At 66.1% G+C, this 23,542-nt stretch carries 23 protein-coding genes; 18 read left to right on the forward strand and 5 right to left on the reverse strand.

Features of this window, described 5'->3' with window-relative positions; all coding sequences use genetic code 11:
- Positions 1-8: 8 nt before the first annotated feature.
- Both ASD22_RS01715 and ASD22_RS01720 read left to right on the forward strand, forming a co-directional pair.
- Positions 9-599, forward strand: a complete 591-nt coding sequence (locus tag ASD22_RS01715; RefSeq protein ID WP_056078110.1) for a glycine zipper 2TM domain-containing protein — start codon at positions 9-11, stop codon at positions 597-599.
- 50 nt (positions 600-649) lie between these two features.
- Entirely contained in the window at positions 650-1,132 is a 483-nt protein-coding gene (locus ASD22_RS01720; protein WP_056080771.1) for a glycine zipper 2TM domain-containing protein, read from the forward strand.
- A 94-nt stretch (positions 1,133-1,226) separates the two neighbouring features.
- Here the strand turns inward: ASD22_RS01720 and ASD22_RS01725 are convergent, their stop codons facing one another.
- Positions 1,227-1,661 carry a cell wall hydrolase gene (locus ASD22_RS01725; RefSeq protein ID WP_235577474.1) on the reverse strand — a complete coding sequence of 145 codons (435 nt, stop codon included), beginning with the start codon at positions 1,659-1,661 and terminating at the stop codon, positions 1,227-1,229.
- Positions 1,662-2,117: 456 nt separating this feature from the next.
- Positions 2,118-2,930: a folate-binding protein YgfZ gene (locus ASD22_RS01730; protein WP_056078115.1), complete on the reverse strand. Its 813-nt coding sequence runs from the start codon at positions 2,928-2,930 to the stop codon at positions 2,118-2,120.
- A gap of 120 nt (positions 2,931-3,050) precedes the next feature.
- Between ASD22_RS01730 and ASD22_RS16255 the strand changes: the two genes are divergently transcribed.
- The 14 genes from ASD22_RS16255 (at position 3,051) to lpxK (ending at position 16,226) form a co-directional block, all read left to right on the forward strand.
- Complete coding sequence (locus ASD22_RS16255; RefSeq protein WP_082520090.1) at positions 3,051-3,215, forward strand: DUF1674 domain-containing protein; 165 nt, start codon at positions 3,051-3,053, stop codon at positions 3,213-3,215.
- Positions 3,216-3,291: 76 nt separating this feature from the next.
- Positions 3,292-3,687 carry a succinate dehydrogenase, cytochrome b556 subunit gene (gene sdhC, locus ASD22_RS01735; RefSeq protein ID WP_056078118.1) on the forward strand — a complete coding sequence of 132 codons (396 nt, stop codon included), beginning with the start codon at positions 3,292-3,294 and terminating at the stop codon, positions 3,685-3,687.
- The gene (gene sdhD, locus ASD22_RS01740; protein ID WP_056078120.1) at positions 3,684-4,088 is read left to right on the forward strand and encodes a succinate dehydrogenase, hydrophobic membrane anchor protein; all 405 of its coding nucleotides are present in this window, start codon (positions 3,684-3,686) and stop codon (positions 4,086-4,088) included. Before sdhC ends, sdhD begins: the two co-directional genes overlap by 4 nt.
- A gap of 25 nt (positions 4,089-4,113) precedes the next feature.
- On the forward strand, positions 4,114-5,901 hold the full coding sequence (sdhA, locus tag ASD22_RS01745; protein ID WP_056078123.1) for a succinate dehydrogenase flavoprotein subunit: 1,788 nt from the start codon (positions 4,114-4,116) through the stop codon (positions 5,899-5,901).
- 81 nt (positions 5,902-5,982) lie between these two features.
- Complete coding sequence (locus ASD22_RS01750; RefSeq protein WP_056078128.1) at positions 5,983-6,771, forward strand: succinate dehydrogenase iron-sulfur subunit; 789 nt, start codon at positions 5,983-5,985, stop codon at positions 6,769-6,771.
- A gap of 241 nt (positions 6,772-7,012) precedes the next feature.
- Entirely contained in the window at positions 7,013-7,252 is a 240-nt protein-coding gene (locus ASD22_RS01755; protein WP_056078131.1) for a succinate dehydrogenase assembly factor 2, read from the forward strand.
- Positions 7,224-7,661, forward strand: a complete 438-nt coding sequence (locus tag ASD22_RS01760) for a protein YgfX (protein ID WP_056078134.1) — start codon at positions 7,224-7,226, stop codon at positions 7,659-7,661. The genes ASD22_RS01755 and ASD22_RS01760 overlap by 29 nt, the downstream gene beginning before the upstream one ends.
- A 129-nt stretch (positions 7,662-7,790) precedes the next feature.
- Positions 7,791-9,032 carry a lipoprotein-releasing ABC transporter permease subunit gene (locus ASD22_RS01765; protein WP_056078136.1) on the forward strand — a complete coding sequence of 414 codons (1,242 nt, stop codon included), beginning with the start codon at positions 7,791-7,793 and terminating at the stop codon, positions 9,030-9,032.
- A gap of 7 nt (positions 9,033-9,039) precedes the next feature.
- Positions 9,040-9,738 (forward strand): lipoprotein-releasing ABC transporter ATP-binding protein LolD, encoded by a 699-nt coding sequence (lolD, locus tag ASD22_RS01770; RefSeq protein ID WP_056078139.1) that lies wholly within the window; start codon positions 9,040-9,042, stop codon positions 9,736-9,738.
- 245 nt (positions 9,739-9,983) lie between these two features.
- Positions 9,984-12,260: a DNA internalization-related competence protein ComEC/Rec2 gene (locus ASD22_RS01775; RefSeq protein ID WP_235577475.1), complete on the forward strand. Its 2,277-nt coding sequence runs from the start codon at positions 9,984-9,986 to the stop codon at positions 12,258-12,260.
- A gap of 102 nt (positions 12,261-12,362) precedes the next feature.
- Entirely contained in the window at positions 12,363-13,010 is a 648-nt protein-coding gene (locus tag ASD22_RS01780) for a MotA/TolQ/ExbB proton channel family protein (RefSeq protein WP_056080776.1), read from the forward strand.
- A 10-nt stretch (positions 13,011-13,020) separates the two neighbouring features.
- A complete protein-coding gene (locus ASD22_RS01785) occupies positions 13,021-13,452 on the forward strand; it encodes a biopolymer transporter ExbD (protein ID WP_056078140.1) in 432 nt (143 codons plus the stop codon).
- 14 nt (positions 13,453-13,466) lie between these two features.
- The gene (gene msbA, locus ASD22_RS01790) at positions 13,467-15,233 is read left to right on the forward strand and encodes a lipid A export permease/ATP-binding protein MsbA (RefSeq protein WP_056080779.1); all 1,767 of its coding nucleotides are present in this window, start codon (positions 13,467-13,469) and stop codon (positions 15,231-15,233) included.
- A gap of 9 nt (positions 15,234-15,242) precedes the next feature.
- Positions 15,243-16,226, forward strand: a complete 984-nt coding sequence (lpxK, locus tag ASD22_RS01795) for a tetraacyldisaccharide 4'-kinase (protein WP_056078143.1) — start codon at positions 15,243-15,245, stop codon at positions 16,224-16,226.
- Here lpxK and hutI read toward each other — a convergent pair.
- The 3 genes from hutI to ASD22_RS01810 form a co-directional block, all read right to left on the reverse strand.
- Complete coding sequence (hutI, locus tag ASD22_RS01800) at positions 16,215-17,441, reverse strand: imidazolonepropionase (RefSeq protein WP_056078145.1); 1,227 nt, start codon at positions 17,439-17,441, stop codon at positions 16,215-16,217. The two genes, lpxK and hutI, sit on opposite strands and share 12 nt — an antisense overlap.
- Positions 17,442-17,504: 63 nt before the next feature.
- Positions 17,505-18,995, reverse strand: a complete 1,491-nt coding sequence (locus ASD22_RS01805) for a chloride channel protein (RefSeq protein ID WP_056078148.1) — start codon at positions 18,993-18,995, stop codon at positions 17,505-17,507.
- Between the two features lie 54 nt (positions 18,996-19,049).
- Complete coding sequence (locus ASD22_RS01810; protein ID WP_056078150.1) at positions 19,050-20,621, reverse strand: bifunctional GNAT family N-acetyltransferase/carbon-nitrogen hydrolase family protein; 1,572 nt, start codon at positions 20,619-20,621, stop codon at positions 19,050-19,052.
- An 86-nt stretch (positions 20,622-20,707) separates the two neighbouring features.
- Between ASD22_RS01810 and ASD22_RS01815 the strand changes: the two genes are divergently transcribed.
- Both ASD22_RS01815 and ASD22_RS01820 read left to right on the forward strand, forming a co-directional pair.
- The gene (locus tag ASD22_RS01815) at positions 20,708-22,063 is read left to right on the forward strand and encodes a formimidoylglutamate deiminase (protein ID WP_056078154.1); all 1,356 of its coding nucleotides are present in this window, start codon (positions 20,708-20,710) and stop codon (positions 22,061-22,063) included.
- Between the two features lie 143 nt (positions 22,064-22,206).
- Entirely contained in the window at positions 22,207-23,484 is a 1,278-nt protein-coding gene (locus ASD22_RS01820) for an MFS transporter (protein WP_056080781.1), read from the forward strand.
- The last annotated feature ends 58 nt before the right edge of the window (positions 23,485-23,542 follow it).

Raw genomic sequence — 23,542 nt, forward strand, 5'->3', positions numbered from 1 at the left:
AGGGTCTGATGAAAAGTTTGACGATCAATGCACTCACCATCGGTATGGCCGCGGCGTTGTCGCTGGGCCTGTCCGCCTGCAACCGCAATGCCGACGCGGGCACGTCCGCTGACGGCGGCACGGCAGCCAGCGGCGCCGCGGCCCAGGCGGAGGCTGACAATTATGCGCGGGTGGTGAGCGTCGATCCGGTACGCAAGACCGTCAACAACCCCAAGCAGGTATGCAAGGACGAAGTGATCACCCACACCACGCCACCCAAGGATGAGCACCGCATTGCGGGCACCGCGATCGGTGCCGTGGCTGGCGGCCTGCTGGGCAACCAGGTCGGTGGCGGCAAGGGCAAGACGCTGGCGACGGTGGCCGGTGCGATCGGTGGTGGTTACGCCGGTAACCGCATCCAGGCCAGTCGTCAGCACGCCAACACCACGTCCACCGTGGAGCGGCACTGCGACACCGTCAACAACACCAGCACCAAGCTGGTGGGTTATGACGTGCGCTACGAATACAAAGGCGTTACCCGCACTGTCCGCATGGATCACGATCCCGGCGATCGCGTGAAGGTGGAAGAAGGTGTGACGGCGGTTTCCGACGCCCGCTGAGTCGATCGATGTCATCGACCGGAAGGCTTTTTCCCTGAGGAGTGATCGACATGAATGCACTATCGAGCAAACTGGCGCTGGCAGTGGCCATGGCTGGCGGTCTCGCAATGGCTGGATGCGCCACCCCCTACAACAACAGTGGTAACTACGGTTATCAAGGGCAGCCAACCGGACAAAGCAGAAACGCGCGCTGCAACAACTGCGGCGTGGTGCAGGAAGTGCAGCAGGTCTACACCCAGGGCAACAGCAGCGGCGGCACGCTGGGCGCCGTGATCGGTGCGGTCGCTGGCGGCGTGCTGGGCAACCAGGTCGGCAAGGGTGATGGCCGCAAGGCGGCGACAGTGGCCGGCGCGGTAGCCGGTGGCGTTGTCGGCAACCAGGTTGGCAAGCGCAGCGGAAGTGGCGATGTGGCCTACCGCATCGTGGTTCGGCTGGACAATGGCCAGTACGCCACGGTTACGCAGCGGGAAAACCCGGACGTGCGCAACGGTGATTACGTGCAGGTACGTGGCGATCACGTTTACCGTCTGTAATCATCCTTTGGTATGGACGTCCAGACGTCTGGACGTCTGAAAAACAAAAGGCCCTCATTCGAGGGCCTTTTTGTTTTTGTTGCGGTTCGCAGTGTCAGTTGACGGCGTAAAAACGATGCTCGCCGATGGTTGTGCCTGCGCGGTTGACCGACCATGTCGGAGTGATGGCAACGGTGGCGAAATGATCGGCACGCGGCACCAGCATCTTTCGTTCGGCAACGGGCAACTGCCAGTTCTGGATCGAGCGCCCGGCGATCTGCCATGCCTTGTGGAAGGCTTCCAGATTGGTGATGTCGAACGAACCCGGGGTCGTGGTGGTGGCGAACTGGTGGGGCGCCGTGACGACCTTGCATACGGTGTCGCCCCAGCGCCCGCGTTCGCGTCGGCGCATGGCGACTTCGGCGACCGCGAGCTGGCCGAGTGTCGGTTCGCTGCGTGCTTCCAGGTAGACCGTGGTCGCCAGGCAAGCCTGGTCCGCAACGGGTTGCGGTAACAAGCTGGTGAGCCACAACAGCATGGAAAGTTTCATGGATCTGCCTCCAACGTGCTGTACGCGCAGCCTTTCAGGCCTGACACGCCGTTGCGGTGGACGGGCTGGCAGGCCGTTCCACCTGGATTGATCGCCAACCGGTGTATGCGGTTGAACGTTTTGCCACGGGTTTGTGGCGGGTCGAGCGGCGGGGTCATGCCGATCGGTGATTGCTGCAATGGCGCTGCGCGTGCCGTAGGGCCGTGTTGCCTGCAACTGCCAGCTGTGGCGTCAGCTGGGTATTCCATCCGGCTTTGGGCCGGGTCGCGCCGATCCGGATTCATCCGGTTCGTCGCGTACATCGGCACCCCGTTTTCCGGATGCCGCGATAATCGATCGGCGGAGCCTAGTGGCGGATTTCGCTAAAGGCAAGTGCCGCGATGTTCCGTTCAGCGTGTCCTCACATTCCGTCGACATCGTTGAAAAACACAAATAGACGTCTGGACGGCTGATGTTTCAGGCGGGCCAGCGTTCGATGGTTGTCATTAGTAATGAGTCGTCGCCGTCGCCCAGCGTGATGTTGTCGTCGATGGCGTTATCAACGACGTCATCGCTGAGCACAACCAGTGCTTCGATGGCGTCGCCATTGACGACGTTCAGCACGATGCCGACTTCCTGCTCGCCGCGACGCAACGTTTCGCCGGGTGCGATGGCACGCGATGCCGTGACGCTGCAGAGATGGCGTTTGCAACCGCCACGAAAATGTAGCCGCGCCACGATTTCCTGACCGGGATAGCAGCCCTTGTCGACGGCGACGGCCTGCAGCCGTTGCAACGACAGCATCGGTGCGAGGCACTTGTTCAAGGCCTCATCGGGCAACCATGGCCAGCCAAGCTTCAACTGCACGGGTTGCCATTGCACGTCGCCGGTCGTCGTGGATGGCACGATGCGCAAGGCGTGCGAGCCGCAGCCCAGCGATATGGTCTCGCCTTCGATATGAACATCGTGCAGCGTCTGTGCTTCGCCGGTGGCCAGGGCGGCGGCGGGTGCTTCGCGAAGCGTTACGCGTGAACGGAAGACGAAGCGGCGCAGGCCGTCGGCCATGTCCGCTGCCTTGCCGCCGCGCAACAGCAGAAGCAGTTTGCCGTCAGCGATGCGGGCGAGGTGAAAAAGGGCGCGCACGCGTCCCTGCGGATCGAGCCACGCACCGAACGCCCATCGGCCAACGGCCAGTTCATTCACCTTGCTGCTGAATTGCGCATGCGCAAATGCAACCGCATCGGGGCCTTCGATCAACAGGGTTTGGGCGTCGCGGGTATTGGATGGCATAGGTCGTCGATGTGTGGGCGTGCGTGGCGCGACACAAGCGTTCGCCCGCGGTGCGGGGCAGGGGGCCAGGTTGTGCTGGTTTTGCGCAAGTATTAACCTTCGCTGGCTAACAAGACGACCATGTCCGAAACCCATCCCCCAGCACCGTCCTCACCTGCATCCGCTCCGGCGGAGGCTGTCGTGCCGGCGAAACCGGATGCGGACAAGGCCCCGCCGGAACGGCCGGCGCCGGATCCCACCCGCTACGGCGATTGGGAAAAGAACGGGCGCTGCATCGACTTCTGAATTCCGCTGTGGCGTTGTCGCCGCTGGCAGCGGCGGTACGGCACGGACATCAGCGATTCCACACAGGATAGCCGCCATGGCAGATATGCAACGACCGCTCTCTCCCCATATCCAGGTCTATCGATGGCAAGTGCAGATGGTCAGTTCCATCCTGCATCGCGCCACCGGCATCGCCTTGTCCGTTGGCAGCCTGGTCGTGGTGGGAGGCTTGCTGGCGCTGGCCGCCGGCGAAGAACAGTTCGGCTGCTTCAAGACCGTCGCCGGCAACCCGCTGGGGCTGGTGTTGCTGTTCGGCTGGAGCTGGTCGCTGTTCTATCACCTGTGCAACGGCATCCGTCACCTGCTGCAGGATGCGGGCGCCGGCTACGAGATCGTGCAGTTCGTGCGCTCGAGTTGGTTGTCGGCGACGGGCAGCATCGTGTTGACCGTGCTGGTCTGGGCCTATGTGTTGATGGCCGGAGGTGCGGCATGAACGCGAAGAGTGATGTCGTGAAGGATCGCCGCCATCCGCTGAAGGCCGCACGCGGCCTGGGTTCCGCCAAATCGGGCGTGGACCATTGGTGGGTCCAGCGTGTAACCGCCGCGGCGCTGGTGGCGCTGGGCATCTGGTTCGTGATCCTGGTACTCGGTCTGCTGCATGCCGATTACGCCGCCGCGCGCGCTGCGGTGGCGCGGCCGTGGAATGCGCTGCTGCTGATCGCGTTCGTGCTCACCATGTTCTGGCATGCGGTGCTCGGCCTGCAGGTGGTGGTGGAAGATTACGTGCACACCCGCTGGAAGGAAGTGCTGCTGCTGGTGGCGATCAAGTTTCTCGCCGTGCTCGGCGCGCTCGCCAGCGTGCTGGCCGTACTGCGCATTGCGCTGACCCCTTAAGACGAATACGCGAGGCCGCCATTTCATGGAAAGCTACAAGATCCAGCAGCATCTTTATGACGTGATCGTGGTCGGCGCCGGCGGTGCAGGCCTGCGCGCCACGTTCGGTCTGGCCGAGAAGGGCCTCAAGGCCGCCTGCATCACCAAGGTGTTTCCCACCCGCTCGCACACGGTGGCCGCGCAGGGCGGTATTTCCGCTGCGCTGGGCAACATGGGCGAGGATGACTGGCGTTTCCATTTCTACGACACCGTCAAGGGTGGCGACTGGCTGGGCGACCAGGACGCGATCGAGTACATGTGCAAGCACGCACCCGAAGCGGTGATCGAGCTTGAGCATTACGGCGTGCCGTTCTCGCGTACCGAGGAAGGCAAGATCTACCAGCGCCCGTTCGGCGGCATGACCACGCATTACGGCAAGGGCACCGCGCAGCGCACCTGCGCCGCGGCCGACCGTACCGGTCACGCGATCCTTCATACGCTGTACCAGCAGGCGCTGGCACACGACGCCACGTTCTTCGTCGAATACTTCGCGATCGACCTGATCTTCGATGAAGAAGGCGTTTGCCGCGGCGTGCTGGCGCTGGACATGAACGAGGGCACGCTGCACTTCTTCCGCGGCCAGGCCGTGGTGCTGGCCACCGGTGGTTACGGCCGTGCCTATTTCAGTGCCACCTCGGCGCATACCTGCACCGGTGACGGCGGCGGCATGGTGCTGCGCGCGGGCCTGGCGTTGCAGGACATGGAATTCGTGCAGTTCCATCCCACCGGCATCTATGGCGCGGGCTGCCTCATCACCGAAGGCGTGCGCGGCGAAGGCGGCTTCCTCACCAACTCCACCGGTGAGCGCTTCATGGAGCGCTACGCGCCGAACGCCAAGGATCTGGCCTCGCGCGACGTGGTCAGCCGCGCGATGACCATCGAGATCCGCGAAGGTCGCGGCGTGGGCGAGCACAAGGACCACATCTTCCTCAACCTGATGCATCTCGGCCCCGAGGTGATCCACGAGCGGCTGCCGGGCATTGCCGAATCGGCGCGCATCTTCGCCGGCGTGGACGTCACCAAGGAGCCGATCCCGGTGTTGCCCACCGTGCACTACAACATGGGCGGCATCCCCACCAACTATCACGGCGAAGTGGTGCAGAAGCGCGGCGATGACGTGGATGCGATCGTGCCTGGCCTGTTCGCGATCGGCGAGGCGGCCTGCGTCTCCGTGCATGGTGGCAACCGGCTGGGTTCCAACTCGCTGCTGGATCTGGTGGTGTTCGGTCGCGCGGTGGCGCATCGCTGCGCCGAACTGATCGAACCCGGCGCGGCGCACAAGGATCTGCCCACCAACGTGCTGGACAAGTCGCTGGCGCGCTTCGACGCGCTTCGCAACGCCGATGGCGGCACGCCGACGGCGCAGATCCGCATGGCCATGCAGCGCACGATGCAGAAGGACGCGGCCGTGTTCCGCACCGGCGAGACGCTGGCCGAAGGCAAGCAGAAGATCTCCGAAGTGTTCGACATGTTCCAGGACGTGAAGGTCAGCGACCGTTCGCTGGTGTGGAACTCCGACCTGATCGAGACGCTGGAGCTCTCCAACCTGCTGGCGCAGGCGGTGGCGACCATGCATTCGGCCGAGCAGCGTCCGGAAAGCCGCGGCGCGCATGCGCGCGAGGATTTCCCCGAGCGCGACGACGCCAACTGGATGAAGCACACCCTGGTGTGGGTGGATGAAGCGGGCAAGTCGCGCTTCGATTTCCGCCCGGTGCACATGAACCCGATGACCGATGAGGTCAAGGCCGTGCCGCCGGCGAAACGCGTTTACTGATCCTGCGTTTGCAGGTGGCATCACATCACACGTTGCGCGGCCGGATAGTGGTTCCGGCCGCCGAACCGAAGGGTCGAGGACATGGGTGAATTCGCGCTACCGAAGAATTCCAAAATTCAGCCGGGCAAGCATTACCCGGCGAAAGATGCGAAGAAGCCACGCACCTTCCGCATCTATCGCTGGTCGCCGGACGACGATCAGAACCCGCGCATCGATACCTACGAGGTCGATCTGGCCGCCTGTGGCCCGATGGTTCTGGACGCGCTGCTGAAGATCAAGAACGAGATCGACCCCACGCTGACCCTGCGTCGTTCGTGCCGCGAAGGCATCTGCGGCAGTTGCGCGATGAATATCGACGGCACCAACACGCTGGCGTGCACCTGCGCCATCGCCGATGCCGGCAAGGGTGGCGGCGACGTGAAGATCTACCCGCTGCCGCACATGCCGGTGGTGAAGGATCTGGTGCCCGACCTCACCCATTTCTATGCGCAGTTCGCCTCGATCAAGCCGTGGATCCGCACCCAGAGCCCGGCCCCCGATCGCGAGCGCCTGCAGTCGCCCGAAGAGCGCAAGAAGCTCGACGGCCTGTACGAATGCATCCTGTGCGCCTGCTGCTCCACCAGCTGCCCGAGCTACTGGTGGAACGGCGACAAGTACCTGGGCCCGGCGATCCTGCTGCAGGCCTACCGCTGGATCGTGGACTCGCGCGACGAGGACACCGGTGCGCGCCTGGACGACCTGGAAGACCCGTTCAAGCTGTATCGCTGCCACACCATCATGAACTGCACGCGCACCTGCCCGAAGGGCTTGAACCCGGCCAAGGCGATTGCCGAGATCAAGAAGCTGATGGTGGAGCGGCGCAGCGCGTGATTCCTTCTCCCCTTTGGGAGACAAATCGGCGGGACTGCCGATTTGCGCGGCGCAAGCCGCCCGAAGGGCGAGGGCCATGGATGGCCCGAGTTCAGGTGCCCGAAGGGCGGATGAGGGGCGGTGCTCGCGGGGAAGCCGATCGAAGCTTTCGACGAGGCTATCTCGCAAGATTGTCCCCCTCTCCTCAATCCTCTCCCCGATGGGGGGAGGAGGCAAACGAGGCGCTGCGCGCGGATTTGTTATGAATAAGGGCAGACTCCAATGGCGTGCCCGCCGAGGCACTCGCGAACTGGACGCATTGTTCGGCGGCTGGCTCGACGAACGTTTCGACGGCGCCAGTGAGGCCGAACAGCAGGCGTTCGACGAGTTGCTCGACGTGCAGGACCCGGACCTGTGGGACTGGGTGATGGGCCACGCCCGGCCCGAGCGACCCGACTGGCAGGCGATCATCGATGACATCCGCGCCCGCCATCGGCTTTGAATACGCACCATCGCGACTGCTGCGACGCTGCCTGATGGCGGTCGCGGCACTGGCCGCGCTTGCCGTCGCGCTTTCGGGCCTGGCCATCAGCCTGAAGCTGATGTTGATTGCGGCGGTGGTGCTGGCCACATGGCAAAGCCTGCAGCCTGCGGCGCAGTCGCCGCTGGCCGCCGCGGGTTGGGACGCCGAAGGCGGCTGGACCTTGCGCACCGCCGATCACGAGGACATCGCCGCCACGCTGGCCACGTTCCGCGTGTTCGGCGGCTTCATCCTGTTGCGTTTGCTGACGGTGGAACGCGGCATGCAGATCCTGCTGCTGGCGCCGGACAACAGCGATCGCGATATTCGTCGTCGTCTGCGCATGCGTCTGGCCACCGTGCAGCCTGGCGAAGCGTTGCCGCGAATCTGACTGGCGCGCAACGTGTCACAACCCCGGGTTTCGGCGCCCCTGCCGCCGCTGTGCGCCATGCGCTAACGTATACCGTTCCGGCGGCCGTCCGTATCGGCTTTCCCTGCCGCTCCCACGAATCAGGTTGCCATGTTCCGACCGTTAGAACTCTTCATCGGCCTGCGCTACACGCGTGCCAAGCGACGCAACCAGTTCATCTCCTTCATCTCCACCGTATCGATCGTGTGCATCGCGATCAGCGTGATTGCGTTGATCACGGTGATGTCGGTGATGAACGGCTTCGACTACCAGATGCGCGCGCGCATCCTGGGTGCGATCTCGCACGCCACCGTGTCCGGCGTGAACCAGAGCATGGAGGACTGGCCGCGCGCACTGAAAGTCGCCAGCGCCAATCCGCATGTGCTGGGCGCCGCGCCGTATGTGGAAAGCGAGGCGATGTTGCTGGCGCGGCGTTCCAGCGGTGCGCTGGTGCGTGGCATCGAGCCTTCGCTGGAACCCAAGGTGGTCGACATCGACAAGCACATGGTGGAGGGCTCGCTCGATGCGCTGAAGCCGGGCAGCTGGAACATCGTGCTGGGCAAGGAGCTGGCGATGACGCTGGGCGTCAATGTGGGCGACCGCGTGACCATGGCCGTTCCCGAGTTGCGCGCCACGCCAATGGGCGGTGTGCCGCGCATGCGCGGTTTCCATGTTGCGGGCGTGTTCGAGCTGGGCATGGAGCAGTTCGATTCGGGCCTGGCGCTGGTCAACATGAGCGATGCCGAAAAGCTCAACAGCCTCACCGGCCCCACCGGCATCCGGCTGCGCCTGGACAACCTTTTCAATGCCCGCCCGGTGGCGCGCGAGCTGGCCGATCAGCTGGGCCAGGTGTATCGGGTGCAGACCTGGATGGACACCAACGCCAACCTGTTCGCCGCGCTGTCGATGGAAAAAATGGTGATGTTCGTGATCCTGTCGCTGATCATCCTGGTGGCGGTGATCAACCTGATCTCGATGCTGATGATGCTGGTCACCGACAAGCAGGCCGACATCGCGATCCTGCGCACGCTGGGCGCCACGCCGCGCAGCATCATGGGCATGTTCATGGTGCAGGGCGTGCTGGTGGGCTTCGTGGGAATCGGTTTCGGGGTGGGGCTGGGCTCGCTGTTGTCGTGGAAATTGCCCGGCATCATCAAGTGGATCGAGCACACCTTCCACGTGACCTTCCTGTCGCCCGACGTTTATTACATCAGCGAGGTCCCCAGCCGGCTGGACTGGCATGACGTGGGCTGGGTCGCCCTGCTCACGTTTACGTTCTCGCTGCTGGCCACCTTGTACCCCGCGTGGCGCGCTTCGCGCACGCAGCCGGCGCAGGCGCTGCGCTATGAATAAGGCCGTCATGAATTCCACGACTGAAAACGTGCTGCGTGCCAGCCACGTCGCCAAGACCTACCAGGAAGGCGGCTTGCGCACCGACGTGCTGAGCGACGTCAACTTTGAACTCAAGCGCGGCCAGACGATGGCCATCGTGGGCGCGTCGGGCTCGGGCAAGAGCACGCTGCTGCACATCATCGGCGGGCTCGATACCTTGAGCGCGGGTGAGGTGGAGGTGGATGGACGCCTGCTGTCCACGCTGTCCGATGCCGAGCGCGGCCGCGTGCGCAACCGCTCGCTGGGTTTCATCTACCAGTTCCATCATCTGCTGCCCGAGTTCACCGCGCTGGAAAACGTGTGCATGCCGCTGCTGATTCGCGGCACAGCGATTGCCGAGGCGCAACGCCAGTCGGCCGCGCTGCTGGAGCGGGTGGGGCTGGGCAAGCGCCTGCAGCACAAACCCTCGGAGCTTTCCGGCGGCGAACGCCAGCGCTGCGCGGTGGCGCGCGCGCTGGTGACGCGGCCCGCCTGCGTACTGGGCGACGAGCCCACCGGCAACCTCGATGAAGACAACGCGGCGCAGGTCTACGGCCTGATGCTGGAGCTCAACCAGGAGATCGGCACCAGCTTCGTGCTGGTGACGCACGACACGCGCCTCGCCGCCCGGATGGATCGCACGCTGGTGTTGCATAACGGCGTGTTGCAGGAAAAAGCCGCCACCTGACCGAAAAGGCCACCACGCCTGTGGGAGCGACTTCAGTCGCGATGCTTCTGCTCCGGAACCCCAAAGCAAGAGCATCGCGACTGAAGTCGCTCCCACTTGAAGGCCGCTCCGACAATTGATATCCCATGCCAAGGCGGGGGCCTACACGTCTTTCGTCCGCTGTGTGGTTGGCGTCGCGCTACGCTCGATGATCCGACCGCATGGAGCGCAGCGTGGCACGAATGGGGGCAATACCCGCGGCAAGCATGGGTCTCGCCTTGCTGGCGGGCGTACTGGTCGTCCAGTGGTTGCCGTCGTTGCCGCCCCGTTGGTTCGCGCTGCTGCTGTTGGCTCTTGCTTTGTTGCTGGCGTGGCGGTGGCCACGCGGGCGGTGGGTCGGCTGCATTCTGATCGGTGTGGCGTGGGCGATGTTTCGCGGCGGCCTGGCCATGGATGCGCGCCTGCCGCGTTCGTTGGAAGGCCGCGACCTGATCGTGATCGGCACCATCGTGGACCTGCCATTGAAGCGCGATTACGCCAGCAGCTTCGAGTTGCGGGTGGATCGTGCCACGCTGGATGGCCGGCTCATTCCATGGCGCGGACGCGTTGCGGTGAGCTGGTACGACGATCCGCCAGTGCTCCATCCCTGCAGTCGCTGGCATCTGCAATTGCGCCTGAAACGTCCGCGCGGACTGCTCGACCCGGGCAGCGCGGACAGCGAGCGCACCGCGCTGCAGCGGGGCATCGTGGCGCATGGTTATGTGCGCGACGATGTCGACAATGCGCAGCTCGGCAAGCCCTCCTTGTGCGTGGATGGTGTCCGCGATGCGATCGCCCGTGGCATCGCGGCGCGGGTGCGCGACCCGCATGATGCGGCACTGTTGCGCGCGTTTGCCGTAGGCGACACGCGTGGCTTGCAGCAGCGTGATTGGGCGGTGGCGCGTGCCAATGGCGTATCGCACCTGATCGCGATTTCCGGCTTCCATGTGGGCGTGGCGGCGGTGTTCGGGCTGGGCCTGGCGACGCTGCTGTATGGCCTGCTGCCACAGTTGGGCCACCGCTTGCCGCGGCCGCAGGCGCAGGCGGCCGCTGCCTTGCTGGCGGCCACGATCTACAGCGCGCTGGCGGGGTTCGGCCTGCCCACCGTGCGCACCTTGCTGATGATCGCGGTGGTCACGCTGGCCCGCTGCGGGCGACGCGGCAGCACCGGCGCGCAATCGCTGGGGCTGGCCATGCTGGCGATCCTGCTGGTCGATCCGCTGGCCGTGCTGGCGGCGGGATTCTGGCTGTCGTTCGTGGGTGTGGCATTCCTGATGTTGTGCCTGCAGGCGCGCGGTCGCGGGCTGCGCGCGTTTCTGCACGAGTTGTCGGCCGGGCAGATGGTGATGACGGTGGGGCTGTTGCCGTTGAGCCTGTGGTTCTTCGGGCAGGCCTCGTTGGTGGGCGCGTTGTCCAACCTGGTCGCGGTGCCGCTGGTCAGTTTCGCGATCGTGCCGTGTGCGCTGGGTGGCACGCTGTTGTTGGGGTTGTGTCCGCCTGCGGCCACGCCAGTGTTGTGGGTGGCCGCGAAGCTGGCCCATGCGCAATGGTGGTTGCTGGAGCAGACGGCTGCCTGGCCTGGCGCGCAGTGGTATCTACCTTCGGTACAACCCTTTGCATTGTTGCTGGCACTGGCCGGCGCGCTATGGCTGTTCATGCCGCGCGGTGTGCCGCTGCGCTGGCTGGGTGCACTGTTGTTCCTTCCGCTGCTGTATCCCGCGCTGGCGCCACCGCCGGCGGGTGCGTTCCGGGTGTGGGTGCTGGACGTGGGGCAGGGCTTGTCGGTGTTGCTGCGCACGCAACACCATGTGCTGGTTTACGACGCGGGCGCGCGTTATCCCTCGGGTTTCGATCTGGGCGAGGCGGTGGTGTTGCCGGCGATGCATGCGTTGGGCATCGGCGAGCTCGACATGCTGATGATCAGTCACGGTGACAACGATCACGCGGGCGGTGCGGAGGCAGTTGCCACGGCGTTCCCGCAGGCAACGCGCTACGCCGGCGAACCGTCGCGGATGCAGATCCCGATGCAGCAATGCGTCAGCGGGCAGTCCTGGCGCTGGGATGGCGTGGATTTTCGCGTGCTGAACCCGGCACCCGGTCAGGGTGATCGCGACAACGACAGTTCCTGCGTGCTGCTGGTGCAAGGTCCGCGTGGCCGTCTGCTGCTGGCCGGCGACATCAGTTCGCGGGTGGAGCCGCAGGTGGCTGCGGCGGTCGGGCTGGGTATGGCGCCGTTGCTGGTGGTGCCGCATCACGGCAGCAAGACCTCGTCCAGCGCGGCGTTCATCGCCGCGATCCATCCACCCCTGGCGGTGGTTTCGGCCGGTTGGCGCAACCGTTTCGGGCACCCGAAACCCGAGGTGGTGGCGCGCTATGCGGCGGCTGGCGTGCCGCTGTTCAATACCGCGACCCAGGGCGCCATTCCGCTGGAATTTCCGGCCGATGCGCCCGCGCGGCGCGAACCGGGCTGGCGTTTGCGTCAGCGCCGCTACTGGCGCGAGTGAGCCACTTACTGCCACCTGTGCCGCAGTCGGGCGAAGCGGGACTGCTATCATGCGCGCTCTCGACAGGTCGTCCGATGGGGGCGCAACGTGCTGGAAATCCTGATGGCTGGTGGCTGGGCGATGGTGCCCATCCTGATCTGTTCCGCGGTGGCGCTGGCGATCGTGCTGGAGCGTTGCCTGACGCTGCGCCGCAAGGCCGTGCTGCCGCCCGGGTTGGGTGAGGAGGTACGCCAGTGGGCGCGCGCGGGACAACTGGATCCCAACCATCTGCAGACGCTGGCCAACGGCTCGCCGCTGGGCGAACTGCTGGCCGCGGCGCTGGCGGTGCGCAACCGTCCGCGCGAGCTGATCAAGGAGCGCATCGAGGACACCGGCCGCCACGTGGTGCACCGGATGGAGCGCTACCTCAACACGCTGGGCACGATCGCGCTGATCGGCCCGTTGCTGGGCCTGTTCGGCACCGTGGTCGGCCTGATCCGCATGTTCATGGAGGTGATGGGCGGCGGTATCGGCGACCCGGCAAAAATGGCCGGCGGCATCGGCGAGGCGCTGATCTGTACCGCATCGGGCCTTACCGTGGCGATTCCCGCGTACGTGCTGCATCGCTATTTCCGCTCGCGCGTGGCCGGTTATTGCGTGGATATGGAAAAGCAGGCCACCGCGCTGCTGGACGACCTGACCCTGACCACGCCCGCGGCCACGCCGCGGCCACGCCGCGCACCGGCTCCCTCGGCCACGGGCGCGGGCTGAGGTCACCACGATGCGTATCGGCAACGACCGTCGGCAGGACGATTTCGAGATCAACGTGATCCCGTTGATCGACGTGCTCCTCACCCTGCTGATGTTCTTCGTGCTCACCAGCACCTTCATCCAGCACTCGCGGCTGCAGGTGACCCTGCCCAACGCCAGCACGTCCGATCGCGACATGAACGCGCCCACGCTGACCGTGATGATTGATCGCGAAGGCCGCTTCTATGTCGGCAGCGACGAGGTCATGGGCGAGGGCATCGATCCGCTCAAGCAGGCCATCACCAGCCATGCGGGCAGTGACCGCGATCGGCCGGTGACGATTCGCGCCGACGCCAACACGCCGCACCAGGATGTGGTGACGGCGATGGATGCGCTGGGCCAGCTCGGCTTCAGCCGGCTGTCGATCGCCACCACGCCCACGGCGACGGGCGCCACGGAGTGAAGCACCGCCCGGCCATGGCACCGGTGGCCGACAGCTGGGGCGTGTATCGCCGGCTGCTCGGTTACACGCGACGGTACTGGCCGGTCGCGCTGGTGGCGGTGGTCGGCATGCTGGTCGACGGTGGCGGGCTGGCGCTGTTCACCGGCCTGCTGCAGCCGATGATCGATGAGTTGTTCACGCGCAAGGACCCGTACCTGATCTTCTGGATGCCGATCTGGATCATCGGGATCTTCCTGGTGCGTTCGTTCGGCACGTTCGTCAGCGATTACGGCGTCTCCTATATCGGCCGGCATGTGGTGCAGGCGATGCAGCACGATGTCTTCGACGCCTATCTGCGGCTGCCCGCGCCTTATTTCGGCAGCGAGCCCTCCGGCGAGCAGGTTTCGCGCGTCACCTATACGAGCGAGCAGGTGGCCGCCGCTTCCAGCAGCGCCGCGAAGATCGCCATCACCGACGGTTTCACCGTGATCGCGATGCTGGGCGTGATGCTTTATTACAGCCCCTATCTCACGCTTTCGCTGCTGGTGATGGTGCCGGCGATCGCGCTGGTGGCCACCGTTGTGAGCCGCCGTTATCGCCAGATCAGCCGCCGCATCCAGGGCACCATGGGCTCGGTCACGGGCACCGTGGAAGAATCCGTGGGCGCGCATCGCGAGGTGCGGATCTATGGCGGACAGCAGCACGAGGCGCAGCGCTTCGACGAGACCACCCGCCACACCCGCCGGCTCAATCTGAAGATCGCCGCCACCAATGCGGCGTCCAGTTCCACCGTGCAACTGGTGGCCGCGATGGCGCTGGCGGCGCTGGTCTACCTGGGTACGCGACCGCAGGTGCTCAACGTGATGTCGCCGGGTGTGTTTTTCTCCGTGCTCACCGCGATGGGCACCATGCTGCCTTCGCTGAAGCGCCTCACCAGCGTGCAGGCGAACATCCAGCGCGGGCTATCCGCGGCCGACGACATCTTCCAGGTGATCGACCTGCCGCCGGAAGTGGACCAGGGTGTTCGCGAGCTGTCGCGCACCCGCGGCGACCTGCGTTTCGAGGCAGTGCGGCTGGTCTACCCGCGCAACGGTTTCGAGGCGCTGCGCGGCGTGGATATCCACTGCGCACCAGGTAGCGTGACGGCACTGGTGGGCCGCTCGGGTAGCGGCAAGAGCAGCCTGGTGGGCATGCTGCCGCGCTTCTACGAACCCAGCGCCGGACGCATCGTGCTCGATGGCGAGGACTACCGCGATTACACGCTGGCCTCGCTGCGCCGGCAGATTGCCTGGGTCGGCCAATCGGTTGTGCTGTTTGACGACACCGTGGCCAACAACATCGCCTACGGCGAACTGGCTGGCGCCAGCGAGGCGGAAATCATCGCCGCGGCCGAGGCGGCCAACGCGATGGAATTCATCGCGCGCATGCCCGAAGGCATCCATACCCGCATCGGCCAGAGCGGCAACATGCTCTCCGGCGGCCAGCGCCAGCGCATCGCGATTGCGCGGGCGATCCTGAAGAACGCGCCGATCCTGGTGCTGGACGAAGCGACCAGCGCGCTGGATACCGAATCGGAGCGGCTGATCCAGCAGGCGCTGCAGCGGCTGATGCGCGACCGCACCACGTTGGTGATCGCCCACCGCCTGTCCACAGTGGAGGATGCCGACCAGATCGCGGTGATGGATCAGGGCTGCATCGTGGAGCGCGGCACGCATCCTGAATTGATCGCACTGGGTGGCCACTACGCCGCACTGCACCGGATGCAGTTCAGCGAGCAGGCCACCGCCCAAGGCAGCGACTGAGGGTTCGTCATGGCGCTGGTCGACACGCTCGAAGCGGCCTGGTACGGCGATGCCCGCGCCCCTTGGTGGACGCGGCCGCTGGCGGCGCTTTACAGCACGGTCATCCATCTGCGCCGGGCGCTCTACCACCTGGGCTGGCTGCGGCGCGTGCAACTGGATGCGCCCGTGATCGTGATCGGCAACATCAGCGTGGGCGGCACCGGCAAGACCCCGCTGACGATCGCGGTGGTCGAGGCGCTGCGCACGCAGGGCTATCGGCCGGGCGTGGTAAGCCGCGGCTATGGCGGCAGCCAGCGCGAGCCGATGTTGCTGGGCGACAAACCCGATCCGGCGCAGGTGGGTGACGAGCCCTGCCTGATCCACGCCAGCGGCGTGCCGGTGGCGGTGGGGCGCGATCGTCCTGCCGCCGCGCAGCTGCTGCTCGACGCCGGCTGCAATGTGCTGGTCGCCGACGATGGCCTGCAGCACTACGCCCTGGCGCGCGACGTGGAGATCGGCGTGGTGGACGGCACCCGCCGCTTCGGCAACGAGCGCCTGTTGCCCGCCGGCCCGCTGCGCGAACCGATGCAGCGCTGGGAGCGATTGAATTTTCGGGTATGCAACGGTGGCACGCCAGCGGCGGATGAATATCCGATGCGGTTGCGCGGCCAGGTGGCCATGTCGTTGACCGATGCGCGCAAGCAACCGCTGCGCGACTTCGGCGGCCAGCGGGTGCATGCGGTGGCGGCGATCGGTCACCCGGAGCGCTTCTTCGACAGCCTGCGGGCGGCGGGTATCGAGGTGATCGCGCACGCGTTCTCCGATCACCACGCCTTTGCGGCGGCGGAGCTGGATTTTGCCGATGGCCTGCCGGTGTTGATGACCGACAAGGATGCGGTCAAATGCCGTGCGTTCGCCCAGCCGCACTGGTGGCGCGTGCCGGTGCGCGCGGAGCTGCCGGCGGCGTTTTTCAAGGCGCTGGCCGCGCGCATGAGCCGGCTGTCACGCCGCTGATTCACCGCCCACAAGGACGGTCCGCACCAGCGCGCCGCCGATCCAGTAACACAGCGCCGCCGGCTGCTTCACGTTCCATATCACCAGGTCGGCCCGTTGCCCCGGCGCCAGCGTGCCGCGATCGTGCAGGCCCAGCGCGCGCGCCGCGTTGACGGTGACGCCGCGCAGCGCTTCCTCCGGCGTCAACCGGAACAAGGTGCAGGCCATGCCCGCAGCCAGCCGCAGCGACAGCAGCGGTGAGGTGCCGGGGTTACAGTCGGTGGCGATCGCCATCGGCACGCCGTGCTGGCGCAGCAGGTCGATCGGCGGGCGCTTCGTTTCGCGCAGTGCGTAGAACGCGCCCGGCAGCAACACGGCCACTGTGCCGGCGGCAGCCATCGCCCGGATGCCGGCTTCGCCGAGGTGTTCCAGATGGTCGGCGGAAAGTCCGCCGTATTCGGCCACCAGCGCCGCGCCGTCCAGGTCGGACAACTGCTCGGCGTGCAGCTTCACCGGCAGGCCCAGTTGCTTCGCGCGCTCGAACAGGCGGCGGGTTTCCTCGCGGCTGAAACCGATGCTTTCGCAGAACGCATCCACCGCATCGACCAACCCTTCGGCGGCCAGCGCGGGCAGCATGGTGTCGCAGACCAAGCTGACGTAGCCATCGCGCCGGTCGCGGTATTCCGGCGGCAACGCATGCAGGCCCAGGAAGCTGGTGCGCACGCTGATACCCAGTTCGCGGCCGATACGCCGGGCCACGCGCAGCATGCGGCGTTCGCTGTCCAGATCCAGCCCGTAACCGGACTTGATCTCCAGTGTGGTGACGCCATCGCCCCGCAGCGCCTGGGCCCGCGGCAGCGATTGGGCGAACAGTTGCTCCTCGTTGGCGGCGCGGGTGGCGTTGACGCTGGCGACGATGCCGCCGCCGGCGCGGGCGATGTCCTCGTAGCTGGCGCCATTGAGGCGCAAGTCGAATTCGTGGGCGCGATCGCCGCCGAACACCAGGTGGGTGTGGCAGTCGATCAGGCCCGGCGTCACCAATGCACCGTCCAGCGATTCCACGGTCACCGCCAGGGCACCGGGCGCGTCGGGCAACGCCTCCATGCGACCCAGCCAGGCGATGCGGCCATGGTGCATCGCGATGGCGCCGTGCTCGATCAATCCGTATGGCGCATCGCCGGCAAACGTGGCCAGCGTGACGTTCAACAGCAGCCGATCCCAGCGTGATTCGCTCATGGTGGTGCGGACTCCGTGGCTGACTCAGGGCTTGTGAAGAAAACCACGTCCTGTGGTTTTCTTCTATTGCGTGTCCGATGGTTGGCGGCGAGCCGCGCTTTCGCCGGGTGCGGCCGGCTCCTCGAAGGCGCTGGTGCGCCCGATCGGCGTGGATTCGCTGCCGGCGTCATCGGCGTCGTCATCGCTTTCGGCGGCCGGGTGGCGCGTGGCGTGGCGTTGTTCGTAATCCTGCACCATGCGCTCGGCGAAATCGCGATAGACCGGGGTAGGGCAGAACAGCGATGCGGCCGCGCGTGCCAGCAGGCAGGCGGCCATGATCGGTATCACCATGTCCTGGTTGTCGCAGAGTTCCATGGCGATCACCGCCGAGGTCAGCGGCGACCCGGTGACGCCAGCCAGGTACGCGCTCATGCCCAGCAACACCACTGCGGCGGCGGGCACGTCCGGCAGGAACTGGGTGATGTTCTGGCCCAGGCCGGCGCCGACCGCCAGCGCCGGCGAGAAGATGCCGCCCGGGATGCCAGCCCAGTACGACACCACGTTGGCCAGCAACTTGGCGATGCCGAAGGATTGCCCCGGCGTGTTGACGGCGTCCTGCACGATGGCGCGGGCCTGGTCGTAACCGGTGCCATAGATGGCGTTGTGCGAACACAGCCCCAGCAGCGCCAGCGCCAGCCCGCAGCCCACCGCAAACGGCACGGGCCAGCGCGCGCGCAGGCGTCCGATCCGGGCCAGCGGACCGTGACGGCTGAGCAGGATCAGGCGCGCGAACAGGCCGCCGAGCAGGCCGCAGATGGCGCCGGTAAGCAGCACCGCCAGCCAGGCGCGCCCCAGCGGCAGGCTGGCCTCGACTTCGCCGAAATACGAGTAATTGCCCATGATGCCCAGCGAGACCACGCCGCCGATGATCACGGCGGTCAGCAGCAAGCCGCTGAAGCGATGCTCGAAGGTGCCGGCCAGTTCCTCGATCGCGAACACCACGCCGGCCAGCGGTGTATTGAACGCCGCCGCGATACCTGCCGCGCCACCGGCCAGGATGAAGCGCGAGGCCGCCTTGGGATCGGTGAAGCCGAAGCGGCGACCGATCGAATAGAACAGCGCTGCACCCACATGCACGGTCGGCCCCTCACGCCCGATCGAGGCGCCAACCGCCAGCGAGATCAGCGTCAGCAACATCTTGCCCACCGCGATCGGTAGCGACAGCATGCGCGCGCGGAAGCCCTCGTCCTCGATGTGCAGTGTGCCGATGACCTGCGGAATGCCGCTGCCGCGGGTCGCGCGCAACCGCCCTTCGGTCACCCACGCCAGCAGCCCGAACACCAGCGGAGTGAGGATCAGCGGAATCCACACGCCGAACGCGAGGATGCGCAGGAACAGGTGGTACGACCACACGCTGGCCTTGGCGAACAGGATCGCCGCCAGCGCCACCAGCACCGCACCCACCCACAGCACCAGTCGCCGTTTCCACTGGTGTGGTGCGAAGAACTCGTGGCCAAGCAGCGCCTGCAGGCGTGGATTCGACGAGGTGGCCACGGGTTCGGGAGAATCATCCATCGCGTGATTATCGCAGGCTGGCGTGGCCGGCGAGGTGGAGGCGCGTGTGTACGATCAGGTGGCGCCGGGAAGCGTGCGCCAGCGGGTCTCGTACAGATCGAAGCGGCGGTCCTTGAGGTTGGTCACCGCGCCCGCGTTGCGCGCGCGGGCCAGGCCTTCCAGGCGCAGGTCGGCAAACAGCACGGTTTCGATGTTCGGCGTTGAATCGGCCGCCACGCCATCGCGGGCGAAGCCGAAATCGCTGGGCGTGAGGATACAGCTCTGGCCGTACTGGATATCGAAATTGTTGACGCCGGGCAGGTTGCCCACGTTGCCCGACATCACCACGTAGCACTGGTTCTCGATCGCCCGCGCCTGCGCGCAGTACCGCACCCGCAGGTAGCCTTCGCGCACGTCGGTGCAGAACGGCACGAACAGGATCAGCGCGCCCTGGTCCACCAGGTGCCGCGCCACTTCGGGAAACTCGCTGTCGTAGCAGATCATCACCCCGATCGGCCCGCAGTCTGTAAGCACCGTGGCCGCGCTCTCGCCGCCGCTGATGTTCCACACATTGCGCTCGCTGGGCGTGGGGTGCAGCTTCTCACGCTCGTGGATCGAGCCATCGCGCAGGCAGATGTAGCAGACGTTGTGGATGTCGCCGTTGGCCTGCTCGGTGGGGTGCGTGCCGGCGATGATGTTGATGTTGTAATGGACGGCCAGACGGCTGAACAGCTCCTTCACCTGCGGCGTGTAATGGCTCAGCTTGCGGATCGACTCCACCGGCGACAACTCGGTGTTCTCGATCGACAGCAACTGCAGCGTGATCAGCTCGGGGAAGGTGACGAAGTCGGCGTTGTAGTCGGCGGCGATGTCGGTGAAATACTCGACCTGGGTGGCGAATTCCTCGAACGAGGCAATGCGCCGCTGCAGGTATTGCACCGACGCCACCCGCACGGAATCGGGCAGGTGCTGGGTGGAGGGGATCGAAGGTACGTCCGGCTGGTTCAGCAAGCGCGGATTGCGCCACACCAGGTGCACGGCGAAGCCCAGCGATTCATGGTCGGACGGCACGTAGGCACGCAACAGCCCGATCATCTCGAAACCGTTGGACAGCTGGAAACTGAGCGTGGGGTCGCGCCGCTGCCCATCCAGCACCGCCTGCACATAGGCGTCGGCGCTGCCATAACGAGTGATGTATTTGGCCAGCCCGGGAATGCGCCCGCCGAACACGATGCCGCGCAGTTTCAGGTCGGTGCACAACCGCTTGCGTGCGTGGTACAGCCGCTGGCCGATGCGCATGCCGCGGTAATCCGGGTGCACCACCACTTCCATGCCGTACAGCCAATCGCCATCGGGCTTGTGCCGCGAGGCCATGCCACCGCCGGTGATCTGCATCCACGTATGCGGTGCCAGCGCGGTGGCCTCGTCGATGCGGAAGGTGGCGCAGTAACCCACCACCTTGCCCTCGTACTCGACCACGAACTGGCCCTCGGGAAAGTGCGTCTGCTGGGACCGCAGCATCTCGCGCGAATGACCCCATTCGTCCGAATAGACGCGGGCGGTGAGGTCGGCCAGTTGCGGCACGTCGGCCAGCACGGCCTGGCGCAGCGTCAGTTTTGGCGTGTTTTCATTGGGTTTCTTGGCCATGCGGCGATTATGCACAGCGCGTTCCAAGTGCGGGTGAAGACCGGTCGACGCCGCTACACTGCCGGCGATGCCTGTGGAGTCCACCGATGACTGATCACCATGGTTCCTATCGGGCCGGCCATTTGTGGCGGGCCGACGGCTGGCAGCAGGCGGCCACCTTCGGCATCGACGGCGGGCGCGTGGCGCGCGCCGCGGACGCGACTGGCGAAGCCCTGGGTGACTGGGTGTTGCCCGGCATGCCCAACCTGCATTCGCATGCCTTCCAGCGCGCAATGGCAGGCTTGGCCGAGCGGCGTGGCCGCGCCGACGACAGCTTCTGGAGCTGGCGCGAAACGATGTACACCTGCGCCGCGGCGATCGGCCCGGACGCGTTGCAGGCCATCGCCGCCCAGCTCTACGTCGAGATGCTCAAGGCCGGCTACACCCAGGTCTGCGAGTTCCACTACCTCCACCACCAGCCCGACGGCACGCCCTACGCGCAGCCCGAGATCATGTCGCTGGCGCTGATCGAAGCCGCCCGTGAAGCAGGCATCGCGCTGACCTTGCTGCCAGTGCTTTACATCAGCGGTGGTTTCGACGGCCGTGCGCTGGCCGCGCGCCAACGCCGCTTCGGCCACACCGTGGAGAGCTATCTGCGGTTGCTGGAAACGCTGCGCCGGCATCAGAGTGACGACCTGCGCGTCGGCATCGCCCTGCACTCGTTGCGCGCGGTGCCGGAACACGCCATGCGCGAGGTGCTGGCCAGCGACGACGCGAAGGAAGCGCCGATCCACATCCACATCGCCGAACAGATTGGCGAAGTGCAGGATTGCCTGGCCCTGCGCGGCGCGCGGCCGGTGGAATGGCTGTTCGACCATGCGGACGTCGATGCGCGCTGGTGCCTGGTGCACGCCACCCACCTCACGGCGGCGGAGACCACACAGCTGGCCCGCAGCGGCGCGGTGGCCGGCCTGTGTCCCACCACCGAGGCCAACCTGGGCGACGGCCTGTTCCCGCTGGCTGCGTATCAGGATGCCGGCGGCACGCTGGGCATCGGTTCGGATTCGCACATTTCGATCTCGCCGGTGGAGGAGTTGCGCTGGCTGGAATACGGCCAGCGTCTCGTCACGCGGCACCGCAATGTCGCCGCCCGGCAGCCGGGCGACAGTGTGGCCGAAACCCTGTGGCGTGCCGCTTTGCGCGGTGGTGCGCAGGCGTCCGGGTTTGCGGCCGGCGAACTGCGCGAAGGCGCGCGCGCCGACCTGATCGTGCTGGATGAAACGTCGCCGCTGCTGGCGGGACGCGATGCGCGCGCGTTGCTCGACAGCTTCATCTTTGCCGGCAACACGCCATTGGTGCGCGATGTGATGGTGGGTGGCTGCTGGCAAGTACGCGGTTTTCGCCATCGCGATGAGGAGCGCATCGCCGCGCGCTACCGGCGCACCGTGGCACGACTCTCGTAACATGATGTAGGAGCGACTTCAGTCGCGATGCTCTTATCGGACGTATCGAAGAGCATCGCGGCTGAAGCCGCTCCCACAGGGACATGCGGTTAGGCCGCAGCCATCCAGGCGGTCGTATCATGGGTCGGATGGAATCCCCCACGATGCCTGTTTCCGTCGCGGCGTCAGCCCCACATGACGCGGCGCACGCACCCTTCATCCACCACGGTACGCCCGCCTTCCGCCAGACCAACCTGGCGCTTTTCGCGGCCGGGTTCGCCACGTTCGGCTTGCTTTATTGCGTACAACCGCTGATGCCGGAATTCAGTCGCGACTATGGCGTGAGCGCGGCGGGCAGCGCGCTGTCGTTGTCACTGACCACCGGCGTGCTGGCGGTGGCGATGTTGTTCGCCGGGGCGTTGTCGGACGCGTGGGGGCGCAAGTCGGTGATGGTGGCGTCGCTGTTGTCGTCGGCGCTGCTGGTGCTGGTGACGGCGGTGATGCCGAACTGGACGGCGCTGCTGGTGGTGCGCACCTTGCTCGGTTTGACCCTTAGCGGATTGCCGGCGGTGGCGATGACGTACCTGGGCGAGGAAATGCACGTCGAATCGATCGGCCTGGGCATGGGGCTGTACATCAGCGGCAGTGCAGTCGGCGGCATGGGCGGGCGGTTGATCACCGGCGTGCTGGCGGACTTTTTCGGATGGCGCGCCGGTGTCATGGTGGTTGGCGTCATCGGCGTGCTGGCCGGCGCGATCTTCTGGCGCGCGCTGCCGCCCTCGCGGCATTTCGTGGCGCAGCCGTTGCGCTGGCGGCTGGTGATCGGCCGCTTTGCCGGTATGTTCCATGATCGTGGCCTGCCGTGGTTGTTCGTCGAGGGTTTCCTGCTGCTGGGTGCCTTCGTCACCGTCTACAACTACCTGGGCTATCGCTTGCTGGCGGCGCCGTACAACCTCAGCCAGGCGGTGGTGGGGTTGATCTTCGGCATCTATCTGGTGGGCACGTTCAGCTCGGCGTGGATGGGCCACCTGGCCGGCAAGCTGGGGCGGCGCAAGGTGCTGTGGACGGCGTTCGCCCTGATGCTGGCCGGGGTAGCTTTGACGATGTGCCGGCCGTTGCCGCTGATCATGCTGGGCATCGTGGCGGTGACGTTCGGCTTTTTCGGCGGCCACTCCATCGTCAGCAGCTGGGTGGGGCGGCGTGCCGGCGTGGCCAAGGCGCAGGCGTCGTCCGTGTACCTGTTCTGCTACTACATGGGTTCGAGCGTGGCGGGCGCCAGCGGCGGGCTGTTCTACGCATCGCACGGATGGAACGGCGTGGCTTTGTTCGTGGGCGTGCTGGTGCTGGCCGGGTTGCTGATCGCGCTGCGGCTGGTGCGGCTGGCGCCACTGGTGAACGTGGCGACGCCGCCCACGCCGATGAGTCGGGGCGCGATGCCCTGAGAGCAAGGATTGGGGAAGCTCTGATTTTGCTCGTCATTCCTGCTTCCGTAGGAATGAC

Origin of the sequence: Rhodanobacter sp. Root480 (assembly GCF_001426645.1) — a bacterium.
Classification (GTDB): Bacteria; Pseudomonadota; Gammaproteobacteria; order Xanthomonadales; family Rhodanobacteraceae; genus Rhodanobacter; species Rhodanobacter ginsenosidimutans.

Coding starts and splice junctions, on each gene's coding strand:
- ASD22_RS01815 (WP_056078154.1), top strand. CDS start 20,708: ATGACTGATCACCATGGTTCCTATCGGGCCGGCCATTTGTGGCGGGCC.
- ASD22_RS01805 (WP_056078148.1), bottom strand. CDS start 18,995: ATGGATGATTCTCCCGAACCCGTGGCCACCTCGTCGAATCCACGCCTG.
- msbA (WP_056080779.1), top strand. CDS start 13,467: ATGGCACCGGTGGCCGACAGCTGGGGCGTGTATCGCCGGCTGCTCGGT.
- ASD22_RS01785 (WP_056078140.1), top strand. CDS start 13,021: ATGCGTATCGGCAACGACCGTCGGCAGGACGATTTCGAGATCAACGTG.
- ASD22_RS01720 (WP_056080771.1), top strand. CDS start 650: ATGAATGCACTATCGAGCAAACTGGCGCTGGCAGTGGCCATGGCTGGC.
- ASD22_RS01755 (WP_056078131.1), top strand. CDS start 7,013: ATGAATAAGGGCAGACTCCAATGGCGTGCCCGCCGAGGCACTCGCGAA.
- ASD22_RS01730 (WP_056078115.1), bottom strand. CDS start 2,930: ATGCCATCCAATACCCGCGACGCCCAAACCCTGTTGATCGAAGGCCCC.
- ASD22_RS01765 (WP_056078136.1), top strand. CDS start 7,791: ATGTTCCGACCGTTAGAACTCTTCATCGGCCTGCGCTACACGCGTGCC.
- ASD22_RS01780 (WP_056080776.1), top strand. CDS start 12,363: ATGGCTGGTGGCTGGGCGATGGTGCCCATCCTGATCTGTTCCGCGGTG.
- sdhA (WP_056078123.1), top strand. CDS start 4,114: ATGGAAAGCTACAAGATCCAGCAGCATCTTTATGACGTGATCGTGGTC.
- hutI (WP_056078145.1), bottom strand. CDS start 17,441: ATGAGCGAATCACGCTGGGATCGGCTGCTGTTGAACGTCACGCTGGCC.
- sdhC (WP_056078118.1), top strand. CDS start 3,292: ATGGCAGATATGCAACGACCGCTCTCTCCCCATATCCAGGTCTATCGA.
- ASD22_RS16255 (WP_082520090.1), top strand. CDS start 3,051: ATGTCCGAAACCCATCCCCCAGCACCGTCCTCACCTGCATCCGCTCCG.
- lpxK (WP_056078143.1), top strand. CDS start 15,243: ATGGCGCTGGTCGACACGCTCGAAGCGGCCTGGTACGGCGATGCCCGC.
- ASD22_RS01760 (WP_056078134.1), top strand. CDS start 7,224: ATGACATCCGCGCCCGCCATCGGCTTTGAATACGCACCATCGCGACTG.
- ASD22_RS01715 (WP_056078110.1), top strand. CDS start 9: ATGAAAAGTTTGACGATCAATGCACTCACCATCGGTATGGCCGCGGCG.
- ASD22_RS01810 (WP_056078150.1), bottom strand. CDS start 20,621: ATGGCCAAGAAACCCAATGAAAACACGCCAAAACTGACGCTGCGCCAG.
- sdhD (WP_056078120.1), top strand. CDS start 3,684: ATGAACGCGAAGAGTGATGTCGTGAAGGATCGCCGCCATCCGCTGAAG.
- lolD (WP_056078139.1), top strand. CDS start 9,040: ATGAATTCCACGACTGAAAACGTGCTGCGTGCCAGCCACGTCGCCAAG.
- ASD22_RS01750 (WP_056078128.1), top strand. CDS start 5,983: ATGGGTGAATTCGCGCTACCGAAGAATTCCAAAATTCAGCCGGGCAAG.
- ASD22_RS01725 (WP_235577474.1), bottom strand. CDS start 1,661: ATGAAACTTTCCATGCTGTTGTGGCTCACCAGCTTGTTACCGCAACCC.
- ASD22_RS01775 (WP_235577475.1), top strand. CDS start 9,984: ATGGGTCTCGCCTTGCTGGCGGGCGTACTGGTCGTCCAGTGGTTGCCG.
- ASD22_RS01820 (WP_056080781.1), top strand. CDS start 22,207: ATGCCTGTTTCCGTCGCGGCGTCAGCCCCACATGACGCGGCGCACGCA.